General features: G+C 43.8%; 15 protein-coding genes. 7 read left to right on the forward strand and 8 right to left on the reverse strand.

Annotation, left to right across the window (positions count from 1 at the left end):
• Positions 1–47 precede the first annotated feature (47 nt).
• The 4 genes from DWW81_RS00665 to DWW81_RS00680 all read right to left on the reverse strand — a co-directional run bounded on the left by DWW81_RS00665 (position 48) and on the right by DWW81_RS00680 (position 5,397).
• Complete coding sequence (locus DWW81_RS00665) at positions 48–1,727, reverse strand: [FeFe] hydrogenase, group A (RefSeq protein ID WP_117896269.1); 1,680 nt, start codon at positions 1,725–1,727, stop codon at positions 48–50.
• Positions 1,728–1,735: 8 nt separating this feature from the next.
• Complete coding sequence (nuoF, locus tag DWW81_RS00670; protein WP_181982626.1) at positions 1,736–3,628, reverse strand: NADH-quinone oxidoreductase subunit NuoF; 1,893 nt, start codon at positions 3,626–3,628, stop codon at positions 1,736–1,738.
• Between the two features lies 1 nt (position 3,629).
• Complete coding sequence (locus DWW81_RS00675; protein ID WP_022288457.1) at positions 3,630–4,106, reverse strand: NAD(P)H-dependent oxidoreductase subunit E; 477 nt, start codon at positions 4,104–4,106, stop codon at positions 3,630–3,632.
• Between the two features lie 316 nt (positions 4,107–4,422).
• Complete coding sequence (locus tag DWW81_RS00680) at positions 4,423–5,397, reverse strand: biotin--[acetyl-CoA-carboxylase] ligase (protein WP_022288456.1); 975 nt, start codon at positions 5,395–5,397, stop codon at positions 4,423–4,425.
• 206 nt (positions 5,398–5,603) lie between these two features.
• Between DWW81_RS00680 and DWW81_RS00685 the strand changes: the two genes are divergently transcribed.
• The 6 genes from DWW81_RS00685 (at position 5,604) to DWW81_RS00710 (ending at position 12,904) form a co-directional block, all read left to right on the forward strand.
• Positions 5,604–6,566: a phospho-N-acetylmuramoyl-pentapeptide-transferase gene (locus DWW81_RS00685; RefSeq protein ID WP_022288455.1), complete on the forward strand. Its 963-nt coding sequence runs from the start codon at positions 5,604–5,606 to the stop codon at positions 6,564–6,566.
• A gap of 59 nt (positions 6,567–6,625) precedes the next feature.
• A complete protein-coding gene (locus tag DWW81_RS00690; RefSeq protein ID WP_022288454.1) occupies positions 6,626–7,717 on the forward strand; it encodes a lysylphosphatidylglycerol synthase transmembrane domain-containing protein in 1,092 nt (363 codons plus the stop codon).
• A gap of 14 nt (positions 7,718–7,731) precedes the next feature.
• The gene (locus DWW81_RS00695) at positions 7,732–8,361 is read left to right on the forward strand and encodes a CDP-alcohol phosphatidyltransferase family protein (RefSeq protein WP_022288453.1); all 630 of its coding nucleotides are present in this window, start codon (positions 7,732–7,734) and stop codon (positions 8,359–8,361) included.
• 107 nt (positions 8,362–8,468) lie between these two features.
• Complete coding sequence (locus DWW81_RS00700; protein ID WP_117896271.1) at positions 8,469–9,341, forward strand: phosphatidylserine decarboxylase; 873 nt, start codon at positions 8,469–8,471, stop codon at positions 9,339–9,341.
• Between the two features lie 42 nt (positions 9,342–9,383).
• Positions 9,384–11,342: a type I pullulanase gene (pulA, locus tag DWW81_RS00705; RefSeq protein ID WP_117896273.1), complete on the forward strand. Its 1,959-nt coding sequence runs from the start codon at positions 9,384–9,386 to the stop codon at positions 11,340–11,342.
• A 146-nt stretch (positions 11,343–11,488) separates the two neighbouring features.
• Entirely contained in the window at positions 11,489–12,904 is a 1,416-nt protein-coding gene (locus DWW81_RS00710) for an SGNH/GDSL hydrolase family protein (RefSeq protein WP_117896275.1), read from the forward strand.
• A gap of 486 nt (positions 12,905–13,390) precedes the next feature.
• Here DWW81_RS00710 and DWW81_RS00715 read toward each other — a convergent pair whose 3' ends face one another.
• The 4 genes from DWW81_RS00715 to DWW81_RS00730 all read right to left on the reverse strand — a co-directional run bounded on the left by DWW81_RS00715 (position 13,391) and on the right by DWW81_RS00730 (position 16,151).
• Positions 13,391–13,579, reverse strand: a complete 189-nt coding sequence (locus DWW81_RS00715) for an alpha/beta-type small acid-soluble spore protein (RefSeq protein ID WP_046440070.1) — start codon at positions 13,577–13,579, stop codon at positions 13,391–13,393.
• Between the two features lie 141 nt (positions 13,580–13,720).
• Positions 13,721–14,026 carry a pectate lyase-like adhesive domain-containing protein gene (locus DWW81_RS00720; RefSeq protein WP_147338944.1) on the reverse strand — a complete coding sequence of 102 codons (306 nt, stop codon included), beginning with the start codon at positions 14,024–14,026 and terminating at the stop codon, positions 13,721–13,723.
• Positions 14,027–14,142: 116 nt separating this feature from the next.
• Positions 14,143–15,483 (reverse strand): collagen-like protein, encoded by a 1,341-nt coding sequence (locus DWW81_RS00725; protein ID WP_117896279.1) that lies wholly within the window; start codon positions 15,481–15,483, stop codon positions 14,143–14,145.
• Between the two features lie 83 nt (positions 15,484–15,566).
• The gene (locus DWW81_RS00730; protein ID WP_046440066.1) at positions 15,567–16,151 is read right to left on the reverse strand and encodes a TetR/AcrR family transcriptional regulator; all 585 of its coding nucleotides are present in this window, start codon (positions 16,149–16,151) and stop codon (positions 15,567–15,569) included.
• Positions 16,152–16,447: 296 nt separating this feature from the next.
• On the opposite strand from DWW81_RS00730, the gene DWW81_RS00735 reads away from it, so the two are divergent.
• On the forward strand, positions 16,448–16,912 hold the full coding sequence (locus DWW81_RS00735) for a DUF3592 domain-containing protein (RefSeq protein ID WP_117878308.1): 465 nt from the start codon (positions 16,448–16,450) through the stop codon (positions 16,910–16,912).
• Positions 16,913–16,939 lie beyond the last annotated feature (27 nt).

Here is a 16,939-nt window from a genome sequence, read left to right on the forward strand (position 1 = left end):
AAAGGCTGCACAATTTCGTGCAGCCTTTCGCTATTTATGCTATTTTGTTATTTTACATAGCTTACATGAAGCAGTTCATGCTCTCTGCCCTTGAGGATACCCTCGTAAAGCTTATCCATAAGCGGATTTTCTTCTGAACGCTTCAAAGTGCAAAGCTTGTCAGCATTGTAAAGATTAACACTGCGCTCTTTCTTCTCGTCGATAGTAGCCTTTGGCTGACCAGCGCCGCCTATACAGCCGTTTGGACAAGCCATAACTTCGATAAGGTCGAAATGCTCGCCAGCTTTCATTCTGTTCATTATGACTTCAACATTGCGAAGTCCGTTTACAACGCAGACCTTGATAGCCTTGTCGCCAAGAGGTACTTCAAGCTCCTTTATGCCCTCGAAGCCTCTTACGCCCTCGAATGCAAGATTTCTCAGGGAAGCGAGTGACTTGTCTGTGGAAACACGTCTGATAACTGCTTCTGTTACACCGCCTGTTACACCAAAGATAACACCTGCGCCTGTCATAGTGCCGAACGGCATATCAACAGCTTCCGGCTCTATTTCGTTGAACACGATACCGGCTTCTTTTATCATCATGATAAGCTCCTGAGTTGTGATGACAAAATCAACCAACGGTTTGCCGTTCTCGTCCTTGAACTCATCTCTTGCGGCTTCGCCCTTTTTGGCAGTGCAAGGCATAACAGCAACAGAAAGTATCTTCTTGCCCTCGCCCTTGAACTTCTCGTTTATTACGGAAGCGAACATCTGCATTGGTGAGCGGCAAGTGGAAATGTTAGGCAGTATCTCAGGATACTCGTTCTCAGCATACTTTATCCATGCAGGACAGCATGATGTGAACAGTGGGAGCTTTCCGCCGTTTGCAAGCCTGTCTGCAAACTCCTTTGACTCCTCCATAACAGTGAGGTCTGCGGCTGTAGATGTGTCAAAAATGTAGTTGAAGCCTATTCTTCTAAGTGCTGCAACTATCTTGCCCATAACGTTCTCACCGTTGTAGCCGAACTCTTTTGCCACTGCAACTCTTACAGCCGGAGCTACCTGAGCCACTGCAATGGTGTCCTCCTGATTAAGCTCTTTCCAAAGCCTGTGGCTGTCGTTCTTTATGATTATAGCGCCTGTTGGACAGACTGCCGCACACTGACCGCAGCCAACGCAGTTTGAATCGCCTATAGGCTTGTCAAATGAGCAGGCGACCTTCATTTTTGAACCTCTGAATGCAAAATCTATTGCACCAACATTCTGTACCTCGTTGCATACTCTTACGCAGTCACCGCAGAGGATACACTTGTTGGCGTCCCTGGTGATAGATACAGAAGAATCATCGATACAAGGCTTGGACTTTGGATTGTCAAAACGTATCCTGTGGATATCAAATCTTGCGGCAAGCTCCTGCAATTTGCACTTGCCGTTTTTATCGCAGGTCGTACATTCGCCGCAGTGATTTGAAAGAAGAAGCTCCAATATCATCTTGCGGTATTTTCTCAGCCTTGGTGTGTTTGTGTATATCTCCATACCGTTTCTCGGAGGAGTTGAGCAAGCGGCTTCCATGCCACCCCACTTGTTTTCTACCATGCACATTCTGCAGGCACCATATACTGAAAGCTCAGAATAGTAACAGAATGTAGGAAGCTCGATGCCTGCCTTTCTGATAAGCTCAAGCAGATTTTTTTCACCGTTTATAGCAACGGGGATATTGTCGATTATCATAAACTCTTTATTCATAGCTAAAATTAAACCTCCTTGACAGCTTTGAAATGGCAGTTGGAAATACAAGCTCCGCACTTTATGCACTTAGAGGTGTCGATCTTGAACGGCTTTTTGATCTCGCCGCTGATCGCACCCACAGGACAGACTCTTGAACACTTTGAACAGCCCTTGCATATCTCAGGGTCGATCTGATATGTCACAAGCTTCTTGCAGTTGCCCGCAGGACACTTCTTATCTCTTATGTGAGCTTCATATTCCTCACGGAAGTTCTTTATTGTAGATACAACAGGGAATGCAGCCGTCTTTCCAAGACCGCAGAGAGCAGTTGAGGAGATAGTGTCGGCAAGCTCAAGAAGCAGTTCGATATCCCCCTCCTGACCGTTACCATTTACGATACGCTCAAGTATCTCAAGCATTCTCTTTGTACCCTCACGGCACGGAACGCACTTTCCGCAGGACTCGTTCTGGGTGAAATTCATGAAAAATCTTGCAACTTCTACCATACAGGACTTATCGTCCATAACAACAAGTCCGCCTGAGCCGATCATAGCACCGACTTTTTTCAGCGAGTCAAAGTCAAGCTGGATATCGAGGTTAGGCGTAACAAGACAGCCGCCCGACGGACCGCCTATCTGAACAGCCTTGAACTTTCCGTCACCTCTCATGCCGCCGCCGATATCGAATATTACCTTTCTGAGAGAAGTTCCCATTGGCACTTCTATAAGACCGGTGTTCGAGATGTTGCCAGTAAGAGCGAAAGCCTTTGTTCCAGGGGAGTTCTCAGGGCCTATGCTCCTGAACCATTTTGCACCGTTGTTGATGATAACAGGCACGTTAGCAAGAGTTTCAACGTTGTTGAGAACTGTAGGCTCGTTGAAAAGACCATGTTCAACAGTTCTTGGCGGCTTAACTCTAGGCATACCACGCTTGCCCTCGATAGAAGCCGTCAGGGCAGAGCCTTCACCGCAAACAAATGCGCCTGCACCACGGTTTATATGTATCCTGAATGAGTAATCTGTGCCGAGTATATTGTCACCAAGCAGACCAAACTGCTCAGCCTGTGCGATAGCACCTTTAAGACGTGATACTGCCAGCGGATATTCTGCACGAACGTAGATATATCCCTCTTTTGCGCCTGTTGCGATACCGGCTATCATCATGCCTTCAAGAAGTCTGTGCGGGTCGCCCTCCATGATAGAACGATCCATAAATGCGCCAGGGTCGCCCTCGTCACCATTGCAGACTATGTATTTTGTAGGGCTTTTCTGCTTTGCAACGCTTGTCCACTTTCTGCCAAGAGGGAATCCTCCGCCTCCACGTCCACGAAGATTAGATTCTGTCATTTCGTTGAGGATATCCTCAGGTGACATATTGAGAAGTGCCTTTTCAAAGGCTCTGTAGCCGCCTATAGCAAGATATTCCTTTATGGAAGTAGCGTCAATGTGACCACAGTGTTCAAGGACGATACGCTGCTGCATCTTATAGAATGGTATTTCTGACTGCTGGCGATATATTTCGCCGTTTTTCTTGTAGCATAGTCTTTCAACGCACTCGCCATTGCAGATAGTCTTGTCAACTATCTCGTCAACATCGTCAAGCTTCACCTTGGTGTAAAGCCAACCCTCCGGCTCTATTCTAACAAGTGGACCCATTTCGCAGAAGCCGTGACAGCCGCTTCTTTTTACGCCGATAGCGCCATCGTGGATATCATCATCATGTGGCTCGTCAGTAAGTGCCACCACGCATTCCAATCCCTTTGCGGAGATAGTTTCTATAAGCTTCTGGTATATGTTCAGCGAACCGCCTGCAACACAGCCTGTACCTGCGCAAACAAGCACTTTTCTAGCCTGCTTGTCAACAAGCTTACCATACTGTTCACGAGCGTTGTCAAGATCGTATTTCGTTTTCAGCAGCATATTATTCAGCCTCCTTTTCTCTCAGTTCCTTAAGCAGAGCCGCAGCCTTGTCAGGATTCATCTCAGGGTGAACAACATCATTCACAGTGAGAACAGGGGCAAGTCCACAAGCACCAAGACATGAAACAGTTTCCACTGTGAACATCAGATCGTCAGTGGTGGTTTTCTTCTCGCTAAGACCAAGCTCTCCTCTGAGATATTCGAGAATAGGTATAGATTTTCTTACATGACAGGCAGTGCCGTCACAACATTTGATAACGTATTTGCCCTTTGGCTCGAGAGAAAAATTCTCATAAAAGGTCGCAACGCTGTATATTCTTGCTTCGCCTGTGCCAAGCTTTTTTGCAAGATATGGGAATATTTCCTTTGGAAGATAGTGATATATCTCCTGAATATCCTGCAATATGGCTATGACCGCTGTTTTTTCATGATTTTCAAGAATTTTGTCGATCGGTGAATAATCAAATTCTTTTGTCATAAAATTTCCTCCATATAATTAAAGTTAAATTTGATTACAAAGTCAATAATCAAGACATACTGTCAACTATAATTATATACTATATGACACAAAATGAATAATGTTTTTATTTACATGGGCTATATATAATTAGAATAAGCATTGACTAACTTGTAGAAATACACATAAACGAAAACGTTTATATAGTTATAATGCATAAAAAATCGAGCCATTTCTCAATGACTCGACCTGCTGATACTATTTGATAAACTGAATTAATTATAAAAAATCATAGACGTTTGTTTCATTAGATATACCTAACATTTCGTATATTATGTTAAGCCTTGCGAATACTTATCTCTCCTGAGGAAATATATTCTTCTCTGCCGTCTTCATATCTGACGTGCAGGCGGCAGTCCTCATCAGCCCCAAGCATTGTGGCAGGAGTTTTTTCGCTTCCTCTTATGACGTTTATCTTCTCGCCTACCCACAGCAAGCGTTTTCTGTATTCCGGGTAAAAGCTGTTTTCTTCAAAGCTGTCATAAAGACGCATGAAATTGTTTATTATCTCTGCGGCTATCCTGTTTCGCATATCGCTTTTTCTTTCGTGGAATATCGGTCCTGCGATATCTCTTATTGCCTCAGGAAAACCGCCTTCCGGCTCGTAGGTGTTCACACCGATACCAAGCACAGCGTAGTCAAGTCCGCCGCTTTCCATGCTGAAAGAAGCCTCCGTGAGTATTCCGCATATCTTCCTGCCGTTTATGTATATGTCGTTCACCCACTTTATGTCTGGCTTCTGATCGCTGACCTTTTCCACTGCAAGGGCAACAGACACCGCAGCGGCGGTGGTTATCTTAACAGCGTCAGCCGCAGCCATGTCAGGGCGGAGAAGAATGCTCATGTAAAGTCCCGAATCAGATGGCGAGAAGAAAGAACGTCCAAGCCTTCCACGCCCCTGCGTCTGCATACCTGCAATGACTATCCTGCCCTCGGGCACACCCTGATTTGCATAGTCTTTGAGTACCAGATTAGTGGAGCTTACTTCCTTGTATACCTCTATTTCAAGCCCCTGACGGTCAGGGTCAAGATATTTTTTTATGCCTGCAAGGGAAAGTATATCGGTGTTTTCATCAAGGGAATAGCCCTTGTTCGTCACCGCAGAGATAGGGTAGCCGTTTTCCTGCAAAGCTTTCACAGCTTTCCAAACAGCCCCACGGGTGCAGCCCAGCGTGTCAGCAAGCTGTTCGCCTGAAAGATATTTGCCCTTGTTATCGTCGAGAAGTTCCAGCACTTTGTCTTTTATTGCCATAAAAATGCCTCCTTAATAAGATAATTATAGCACAAAAGGTCAAAGTGTTCAACCCTCACCCTAAAAAATCCCTAGCCTACTCCACATTAAGAAACCATTAAGAAAAAATTGTGCAAAATGACGGATAATAATATTTGCATTTTGCACAGCTATGTTGTATAATATAATAGTATATGTATGAATTGAAACAGAAAAGGACGATGACAATGTTTTATAACCTTTTGGCTAAGACGAATAATACTACATTGGTGCTGCTTGTGCCAATGCTGTGCAGTTTTCTTATTGCTTTTTTCAGCCTGAAATTCTTCAAACGCATTTTGCCTAAAGATCAGGGCAGAGCGTTTGCTGTGAACGGCGCACTTTCTGAGGGCAAGCCCCGTGGCGCAGGAATTATCTTCGTGACTTCCTTTACCCTTTGCACAGCACTTTTTTATCCTCTCGATATTGAGAATATAATCTATCTCGTGCTTGTGTATGCCGCCATGCTCAGCGGATATTTTGACGATGCTGCTGAAACTCCTTGGGGCAACCTGAAAAAGGGTCTTATCGACCTTGTTATATCTCTTGGCATTGCGTTTACATACTATTTTTATAACGGCTCGCAGGTGAAGCTTTATATCACAGATTCCACTTTCACTATCCCTGCACCGCTGTTCATCATCCTTGCAGGCGTCCTCGTTTGGACGGCTATAAACGTTACAAACTGTACAGACGGCGTTGACGGGCTGTGCGGTTCATTGGTCATGACAGTCCTTCTGCCACTTGCATTTATGGTGACAAAGAGTGGTGCGGCTGATATGCTCCTTCCTATGATAATGTTCGTGACGCTTGCGGCTTATCTGTGGTTCAACTGCTCACCTAGCCAGATGCTCATGGGTGACGCAGGCTCGAGAGCGCTGGGCGTTTTCCTTGCGGTGATGTTCTTAAAAACTGCCGCACCGTTCGCATTTATCCCTATGGCTATAGTTATCATACTTGACGGCGGACTCGGACTTCTGAAGCTTTCTTTCAGACGTTTCCTGAAAATAAAGAATTTTATGGAGGGCATAAGAACTCCTCTTCACGACCATGCAAGAAAGAACAAGGGCTGGTCTGATACTCAGGTAGTAATAAGATTTACAATTTTGCAGATAATAGTAAATCTGTGCTTTATGGCATTCGTGCTGTAAAAAATATGTGTGGGACAAAAACGGTCTGACCTTTTAATGGACAGGCTGAAAATTCGGAGATGATGAAAATAAAAAAGAACCTGAAATATGTTCTTAATATATTCTTTATTGTGGTCATAGGCTGGCTGACAGTAAGACTGCTTTTCAGAGGAGAAGAATTTTCCGACATAGTGGCGGATCTTCACCTTGCAAAGAAAAGCTGGCTTGCAGTGGGTGCTGTGTGCGTGTTCTGCTATGTGGCAGGGGAGTCGGTCATAATAAAGTATATGCTGAGGCTTTTTGAAGTAAAAACTCCTTTCAGGCGTTGTTTGAAATACTCGTTTATAGGCTTTTTCTTTAGCTGTATAACGCCGTCTGCTTCTGGCGGACAGCCTGCGCAGATGTATTACATGAAGAAAGACGGCATAAAGATAGGCTTTTCCACCTTGATAATGCTTATCATCACCATAGCTTTCAAGGCTGTGCAGGTGCTTCTTGCAGTGGCGTTCCTGCTTTTCAACTTTGGCTTTATAAAGCTTCATGTGGGACGGCTTTGGTGGCTTCTGCTTATCGGCTTTATATTGAATATCGCCTATATCGCAGGGCTTGTGTTTATTTTCTATAAGCCTTTGTGGGCGAGAAAAATGGGCATAAAGCTTATAAATCTTCTGACACGCATAAGGATACTCAAAGAAAAGAACAACGAAAAATACATAAACAAAATAAAGCGTATCTGCGACAATTACATGATCGGTTCGGAATATATAAAGAGCAATGTGCATACTGTGATAAATATTTTTCTTATCACACTGGTGCAGCGACTGTTCCTGCTGGCTGTCACATGGATAGTGTATAAGTCCTACGGCCTTAGCGGAACAGGTTTTTGGAATATTATCGCACTTCAGACTATGATAGGCGTTGCAGTTGAAATGCTGCCATTGCCTGGTGCGGCAGGCGTAACAGAGGGCTGCTTCACATATATGTTCATGAGCATTTTCACCGCAGAGCTTGTAAAGCCTGCAATGCTACTGAGCCGTGGACTCAGCTTCTATTTACTGCTGATAATGAGCGCATTGGTAACGTTTGTGGCTCATTTTATCGTTATGAGGAATGATAAGAAGAATGGTCTTGAGGGGTCGCAGGAAGTTAAAAAAGAAGTCGAAAAAGAATGAGAGGAAAAGAAAAAATGATCGGTTTTTATAATTATTCGGTAATACTCACATACATAGGACTTGTTTCGTCAGTGTTCGGCATTACACAGGTCTTTGAAAATCATATGTCCATAGCCTTTCTCTGCCTGCTTCTTTCGGGTATCTGTGACCTTTTTGACGGCAAGATAGCAAGAAGCATGAAAAACAGAACAGAGCATGAAAAGGTGTTCGGCATACAGATCGACTCACTGTGCGACCTTGTTTGCTTCGGTGTTTTCCCTGCTGTCATAGGCTATCACTACAACTCGGTCTATCCGCTTCGTCTTATCGCAAGCATTATGATAGTTCTTGGCGCTGTTATCAGACTTGGCTACTTCAACGTTATGGAGGAAGAGCGTCAGAGAAACACAACAGAGAACAGAAAAGAATATAAGGGTCTGCCTGTTACAACAGTTGCTATGATACTTCCTCTGCTGTTCATGGGTCAGCACAATATACCGAGAAATATTTTTCCGTTTGTTTTCCATAGCTTTATGATACTTATTTCAATACTCTTCGTATTGAAAATAAATGTCAAGAAGCTTTCCATGAAAGGCGTGCTGATACTCTTTACTATAGGTGCGATAATCCTTCTCGGCTATCTTAAAATGCAGCATATAATCTAAGATAAAAGTTACCTGAATGGGAAATGTTTTTGCCGGACAGGTGTGTGAAAAACAGGACGTCGGGGGTGTCGTCCCCTACGATAATGTAAATAAAAGGAGAGAAACAAATGAAATATCGTGACAGACAGGGCAGAGAATACGAACAGACCACATCTCAGGATAGCTTTCTTGCGGCTGCCTACAGCTCGGCAATGGGCAGGGCGCTTATGAAATTTCTCGGCTGTCCGATATTTTCAAAGTGTGCAAGAGTGATACTTGACAGCAAGTTCTCAGTGCCTTTTATTTTCGGCTTTGCAGAAAAAAACGGCATAGATATGTTTGACTATGAGGAAAGAATGTATCGCTCTTTCAATGATTTTTTCACAAGAAAAATAAAGCCTGGCAGACGTTTTATCACTAAGGACAGAGATCTGCTTGTTTCACCTTGTGACGGTAAGGTGACTGCTTATAAGATAACACAGTCTGATACCTTTATTATAAAGAATGCAGTGTATAATACCGCCTCGCTTCTCAGGGACAGCAAGCTTGCAAAGCGTTATGAGGGTGGCTATGCAGTTATCATCAGACTTTCGGTGGACGATTATCACCGCTATTGCTATTGTGCAGACGGCGTAAAAAGCCATAACAGAAAGATAAACGGCATACTGCATACGGTGAACCCTGTGGTGAACAATTATCTGCCTGTTTTCAAGGAAAATTCCAGAGAATATTGCATGATAAGAACGGAGAAGTTCGGAGATATCATTCAAATGGAAGTTGGTGCTCTTATGGTGGGCAAGATATCAAATCTGCACACTGAGGGGGGCGTAAAGGTCACAAAGGGCGAAGAAAAAGGCTTTTTCGAGTTTGGCGGCTCAACTATCCTGCTTCTTCTTGAAAAGGACAAGGTAAAGCTTTGCGATGACCTGCTTAAAAATACGAGGGAGGGCTTTGAAACTAAGCTTCTTCAAGGCTCGGTGCTTGGCGAAAGTCTGAAGTAAAAATATCTAAGAAGTAAAAAACATAGGCAAGGGGCATGGTTGATGTACAGATTGAATTATGAACAGTTCGACAGAGATAATCAATATATAGGAAACGATCTGGGTGCGGTCATGAAAGAGGGCAAAACTGTGTTCAAAACATGGTCACCGCTTGCAACGGGAGTTTATCTTAATCTGTATCTTGACGGCGAGGGCAAAAGCCGTCTTGAAAGCCTGCCTATGGAAAGGCTTGACCACGGTGTTTGGTATGTGGAGATACTCCGTGACCTTGACGGTGTTTTTTATACCTATACATTTGAGTTTGACCACAAAACAAGGCATGAAACTATAGATATCTATGCAAAAGCCTGCGGAGTCAACGGAAACGTTGGTGCGGTGGTGAATTTCAAGACCACCGACCCTGAGGGCTGGGACAAGGTCAAGAAGCCTAAGTGCAGAAATGCCTGCGACGCAGTGGTGTATGAGTGCCACGTCAGGGATTTTTCTGCGGACAGTTCATCAGGCGTTGCTCCTGAGCATAGAGGTAAGTATGTGGCTTTTGCCGATAAGGGTACGAAATATCAGGGTGTGAATACTTGTATCGAGCATCTCAAAGAGCTTGGCATAACCCATGTTCACCTGCTTCCTGTGGAAGATTATGCCACTGTGGACGAGAGCAAGCCCTGGCTCAATCAATATAACTGGGGTTATGACCCTAAGAACTTCAACTGCCTTGAGGGGTCATATTCTACAGACCCTTATGACCCTAAGTGCAGGATAAGAGAGTTCAAACAGCTTGTTATGGCACTTCATGAGAACGGCATTGGCGTTGTAATGGACGTGGTATACAATCACACTTACTATACTGAGGAGTCAGCTTTTGAGCGTTCTTTCCCATATTATTATCATAGAATAAGAAATGACGGCTCATTTTCAAACGGTTCGGGCTGTGGAAACGAAACGGCTTCAAACCATATGATGATGAGAAAATTCATGATAGATTCTCTCAGATTTTGGGCAACGGAATATAAGATAGACGGCTTCCGCTTTGACCTTATGGCACTTCACGATATTGAAACTGTGAACATCATAAGGGACGAGCTTAACAAGATAGATCCTCAGATACTAATGTATGGCGAGGGCTGGACGGGAGGAGAGTCACCGCTCCCTGCTGACAGGCTTGCATATAAATGGAATTCATATCAGTTTGGAAGAGTTGGACTTTTCAACGATAACATCAGAGATTCCATTAAGGGCGGTACTTTCAATCCATATGACAAGGGCTTTGTCAGCGGAAACAGAAATGCGGCTTCTACCCTAAGGCGTGGTATAGCCGGCTCTGTGCCACACTATCAGATAAATGACGCAAAAGAAGCTTGCTGGGCTTTTGAACCTACTCAGGCGGTGAATTACTGTGAGGCTCATGACAACAATACTTTGTGGGACAAGCTTTGTATATCGGCAAAGAATGACAGCGAGGACGTAAGGATAAAAATGGATAAGCTTGCGGCGGCGATAGTGATACTTTCACAGGGCATGCCGTTCATACAGCTTGGTCAGGATTTTCTTAGGTCAAAGCCGAGGATACTCAAAGAGGGCGAAGAGCCAAATGATGTGAATATCTATTCCCATGACAGCTACAATGCGCCTGACTACACTAACTCCATAAAGTGGAACAGGAAGCTTGAATATAAAGAGGTCTTTGAGTATTACAAGGCTCTTATAAGGCTGAGAAAGGGAAGTCCGCTTTTCCGAATGAACACTAAAGAGGACGTGAACGCACATCTTCATTTTATGCACAATGACGATTGGAACTGCGTAAGCTGGAAGCTTGAAAAAGACGGACAATGCTATGTTGTCGCACTTAATCCTTATTACGAGAACAGGGGCTTCGGTCTGCCAGAGGGAAGCTTTTATCTCAGGCTTGACGAAAACGGTAAGATGAACAAACAGCCCGTTTCAGGCAGTTTCGTCTGTTCACCGTTGTCGGCTGTGGTTTATAAGAGGATAAAGAATATCTAACAGCCCTGTTAATAAAATGACGGATAAATATTAATAATAAATTAATTAATGTATATATCTTGCAGATAGAGTATAATTAAATTATTGGATCGAGAAATATTAAGGCAAAAGACACAAAAAAATTAAAAAACGGAGGAAATCATAGTATGAAGAAGTTTTTTGCAGGCTTCTGTGCTGCGGCAATTGCAGCAGGCTGCATGGGAATGACAGTCATGGCAGACACGGAAGCAACGGACAAGCTCACCTCTTATGAGGCAACAAGCGACAATGTTAAGCTTATCGGTCGTACTTACAGAAAGGGTGACACAACGATACTTGGCTATTCTGCAAGCGGTATCGAGTTCAAATGCACAGGCACAAAGGCTGTTTTCAATGTAAACGGCAGCGTAGGTGAGGCAAGAATTGGTGTATTTGTAAACGGCAAGCTTGTTAAGCAGGGCTACATAAAAAATAAGAAGACAAACGCAGTTGAGGTAGAGCTTCCTGAGGGCGAAAGCACAGTTAAGCTCATAAAGCTTTCAGAAGCTGCACAGAGCGTTATCGCAATTGACAGCTTTGAGGTAGACGGCAAGCCACAGCCAACAGAGGCAGCAAAGCATTCTATCGAGTTTATTGGTGACTCTATCACTTGTGGATACGGCGTTGACGATCCACTTGGAAAGTCATTTTCTATCTACAACGAGAACGCCGCAAAGACATATGCTTACAAGGCAGCACAGAATTTTGGCGCTGACTACAGCTTTGTATCAGTAAGCGGAGCAGGTGTGATCTCTGGTTATTCAGGCAACGGCAAGATAAATGACGCACTGCTTGTGCCAAATTTCTATGATAAGTTCTGCTTTACATGGAGCTGGTTCGACGGTGAACAGACAGCTAATTATGATTGGGATTTCTCACAGTATCAACCTGAGCTTATCGTTGTAAATCTTGGTACAAACGATAACTCATACACAAAGGGTGACCCTGATAAGTGTGCTGAGTTTGAAAAGGGCTATGTAAATTTCCTCAAGGAGATAAGAGCTAAGAATCCAAATTCTGAGATACTTTGTACACTCGGTATTATGGGACAGGAGCTTTATCCTTCTATTACAGATGCAGTTGACACTTATAAGACTGAAACAGGCGACAGCAAGGTATCAGTTTTCCAGTTCAGCGTTCAGGACAGCGAAAACAATGGTTATGCAGTTGACTATCACCCATCAGCTTTTTCACAGAAGACAGCAGCTTATGAGCTTACATATGCTATTGAAGGCATTTACGGCTGGGAGAGAGTTGAGTTGGTTAACGACGGCGTTGACGAAATGACAAAGGACGACGATGTTGAGTTCAATAACGTTGTTGAGGAGTCGTCAAGTGAGGAGAGCAGCGAGAGCAAAGCAGAGGAATCATCTTCCGAGGCTTCTTCTGAAGCAACAAATGACAGCAGCGCAGCGGCTTCATCATCAAAGACAACGACAAATCCTAACAGCACCACAAACCCTAATACAGATGCGGCAATGGGCATAAGTATAGGTCTGGCAGCACTTGCAGGTGCAGCTATGGTGGTTTCTAAGAGGAAGTAATTAGATCGAATATAAAAAACAGATCAAGCACTGTTGCTTGATCTGTTTTTTTGATTAAATAAGCATATTGCAATACGGAAAATGCTCTCATTGCTGGAAGTGAACTGCCGAAAATGCAAGTCCAAAGTTTAAGAAGCAATGTATAAAGGGGAGGACTATAGTCCTCAGGTAAAAGCTTCATTATATCGCTCAGGCTATGTCTTGTTAAAAAATACTGATAGGAACTGTCATAGTTTATTATATCTGCATTGAACGGAGGCAGTATGTGTATAACTGTATCACATTTATTCGTGAAAAGCAAGCCTTTTTGTCATATTTGCCTCTATTTTACGGTAAATATTTGGCTAATGAGAGAATATTGTACTTTTGGAGATCTATGCTATTCAGAAGCGTTTTTTAAAAAAATCCGATAATATTGACGATTTCAAGTAAAAAGCTCCGCCACAGCGAATGCCGCGGCGGAGTTTTTAGGACTTTTGGGAGAAATTACTTGTTGCCTGTTGTCTTGTAAGCGTCGATCATCTTCTTGACCATCTGACCGCCTACAGAGCCGACCTCACGAGCTGTAAGATCGCCGTTGTAGCCCTGCTTGAGGTTTACGCCAACTTCGTTAGCTGCTTCCATCTTGAACTTGTTGAGTGTTTCTCTGCCTTCCTGAGTTGTGATACCTTTCATTTTCGTATCTCCTTTTCATTTGTTTTTCGGGTTTGCAATAATATTATATGTTTGCATGATTTGATTATAAGAGGTAATTTATAGAACGAAATGGGGCGGTTTTTGGAATGAAAAAAATTAAAAGCTAAAATTAGTATGATTTTAAACGGAGCAAAATTCAAAAAAATCATTTACACATAAATTATACATCTTTTGGAAATTGTGCGATTTTGTATAGTCGCTGTTTTCAATTGTCAAAATACCATTGGACACAGTGATTACATGCCCTGCACTGCTGCCGTATTTCAGCACATAACCGTTGAGATCAAGGGTGACGGTGCGGTTGACCACTAATGTGGTGTAAATGGTAATGTCTGACGTCAGTTTGACTGTTCCGTATGAAGCTTCTCTGATTGCTGAAACCAGTTCCGCCGCTGTGGAAACTTCCGCCGTCCCACTCGCTGCCATATTATCCTCGGCAAATACACTTGTCGACACAAGGCAAAGAACCATACAAAGGGTGAGCATGATACTGAGTATTCGTTTTTTTATTTTCCGTTACCTCTGTTTTCGTGTATATCGGCTCAGTCAAGAGCGGTTATTGTAATGGTACCTCTGAAGCCACCGAGATAAGTATTGTATGCCGAATTTTCAAACCACAACTGCAATGTAATGTCTTTATTTGACGCATCATACATTCTGTTGAAATTAAAGGAATGTTGATCATTGGTATACGGTATTTTTGCCCCGTCTCTTTTTATTCGTGTAAGTTCCCTGCACAGATCGTCATCATAACCGTCTGTCATCTGAATAGAGTAATTGCCGCTGTTGTTGAATTCGTTTGAACCAACTTCGAGAGAACCGCTTAAGCAGACATTGTAAATATGTCCTTTTTTAAGTGTAATATTATTCATGTAGGATGAAATCAAGCCGCCCTTGTTTATTTTTTCGTAGACAGAAATATTGACACGACTGTTATTCAGTACTGTCCTCGGAGAGTTTGCCTCTCCGTAAAAATATCCCGAACAGCTGCCGTTCTGACCTGCATCTCCCTTGTCACCTTTTTCACCCTTGTCTCCCTTTTCGCCGTCAACACCTGCGGCTTTCACACCAGTATCGGTTTCTCCGATCCACCAGTTGCCGTTTTCACCAATGAAGGGGGTGTTGCCGTCCGCGCCATCGGAGCCGTTTTGTCCGTTTGTTCCATCCTTGCCGTCGGCTCCGTCCTTGCCGTCCTTGCCGTCCTTGCCGTCAAGACCTTTCAAAACCGAAAGATCGTACAGGTTCAGCCATATTTTATCGCCGACATAGCGCCACTGCAGGGTGTTTTCACTTACACGGAACTCCGGTGTCTTTCCGTTTGCTCCGTCTGCGCCTTTCTGCCCGGTGGGGCCTGTGATGTCGGCTATCGCCACAAGGTCCTGCCACTCATCGCCCTCGTAACGCCACTGTATGTGGGTTTCAGCTCGCTGCACCTCTATGTTTTTGGCATTAATGCCGTCAGTGCCGTTGATACCGTCTTTGCCGTCGGCTCCGTCTTTACCGTCAACGCCGTTAATGCCGTCTTTACCGTCAACTCCTTTGATGCCGTCTTTGCCGTCGGAACCGTTAATGCCGTCTTTTCCGTTTGTACCGTTTATTCCGTTCTTACCGTCGGCACCATTAGAGCCGTCTTTACCGTCTGTGCCGTTCTTTCCGTTTTCTCCGGCAGCGCCCCGCAGCTCGGTAAGCGCCACAAGGTCGTGCCAGTCGGCTTCGTCGCTGTATTTCCACTGAATCGCCGTGCCGTTGTTTCGTACCTCTGGCAGTGCGTCGCCTGTTTTTGCCGCCTTGCTCCATCCTATTGCAAGCACGCTGCAAAGCACCAAAAGAGCGGTGCAAAGCGCCAAAAGTGTACCTGTGAGTAGTTTTTTTTCTGTTTTCATCTTTTTTCCTCCGTTCGGAATTGTTTATCACGGCGGAGTTTTGCACCGCTGCCCACGCCGTAAATGAGCGGCGGTCGATAGGCTTATGCTTGGTTTGCTTTGTACTTATCCACAAACAGGGCGACCCCCTGTTTTAAGACCTCCATCTGGGTTTTCAGATAATATTCATCCTCAAACATCGCATAATGAACGCAGGCACGGACGAATATAAAGATCAGCGGCGTGATGACCGTATAGGGAATGCCGATCTTCGGCTCCAGCCGCTTGGCATACTCGGTATAGCGTTCGTTCACGCCCTCAAAGAATTTCTTGCCGTGCTCGATATACTTCGGGTGCGTATATATCTGATACATCAGGCGATATTTTTTTCCGTGCTTTTTTGCTGTCCAATACGGGACCTCCTTCACAAAACGGACAACATCCTCGGGGTCGGTGGGTGCCATCTCCATAAAGTCGTCCTCAACCTTTTCCATACAGTATGCCGTTGACTCAATGATCAGTTCATCAAGGTTTTTAAAATACGAATACAAATTTGCTTTCGTGCATCCGCACGCATCGGCCAGTGCTTTAATTCCTGTGCCTGTGAGCCCGTTTTCCGCATAGCACTCGAAGCACTTTTCCATTAGTTCACGTTTCCGCTCATTGTGCTGTTGCTCAGTTGTTTTCATGTTGCTTCGCTCCTTTTATGCGTACCGACCGTTCGTTTATGATTAGTATAACACAGATTTGTAACAAAGTCAAGGATTGTTCAAAAAATGAAGAAAATAAAGTTTCAACATGATCTCATAAAAAAAGTCCTTGCAGCAGAAAGAAAATAGCGGCTTACCTCAACGATCAAAACCGTACTAATAAATATGTCCATAAGACTTATGGAAAGATGGGATAGGCTTATTGACTTTCCATGTTCTCATATGATATAATAAATTCATATTAACACAACATTTCTGCTCAGGGGGTATATCAAATGAAAAAGCAAAATGCAGGGCTTATCGCTCTGAGTATCGTTTTTATTCTTATGGGTGGTTTCTCTACTATCTATAATCTCAGCAAGTATGTTTCAAACAGGGTTTTCATGTCAAGTGCTGAGAAAACCACAGGCTATGTGAAGTGGATAGACCATGAGTTGAAAACTTGGGGACATAACAAAAAGGCAAGCAACAAAGCTGAAACATATTACATAACTGTCGCTTTTGATGTTGGCGGCAAGGAGTACACAAGAGAGATCTTCACAGGCACATATTATGTGAGTCAGAACGAAAAAGTGAACGTGTATTACAACACTGGTAAAAACGGTGAGCCTGATAAGGTCGTGACCGATATTGATAATGATAAAAGGCCGTATCTTACTTGGCCGCTGATACTTTTGCTTGGCATTGTGCTACTTGTGCTTACTAAGAAAAATATTATCTCAGTGGGGAGAAAAAGATAAAAAAGTAATCATTAAAATAGTAACCAA

The sequence above is a fragment of the Ruminococcus sp. AF17-1AC genome (genome assembly GCF_003461385.1).
In the GTDB taxonomy this organism is placed as follows: domain Bacteria; phylum Bacillota; class Clostridia; order Oscillospirales; family Ruminococcaceae; genus Hominimerdicola; species Hominimerdicola aceti.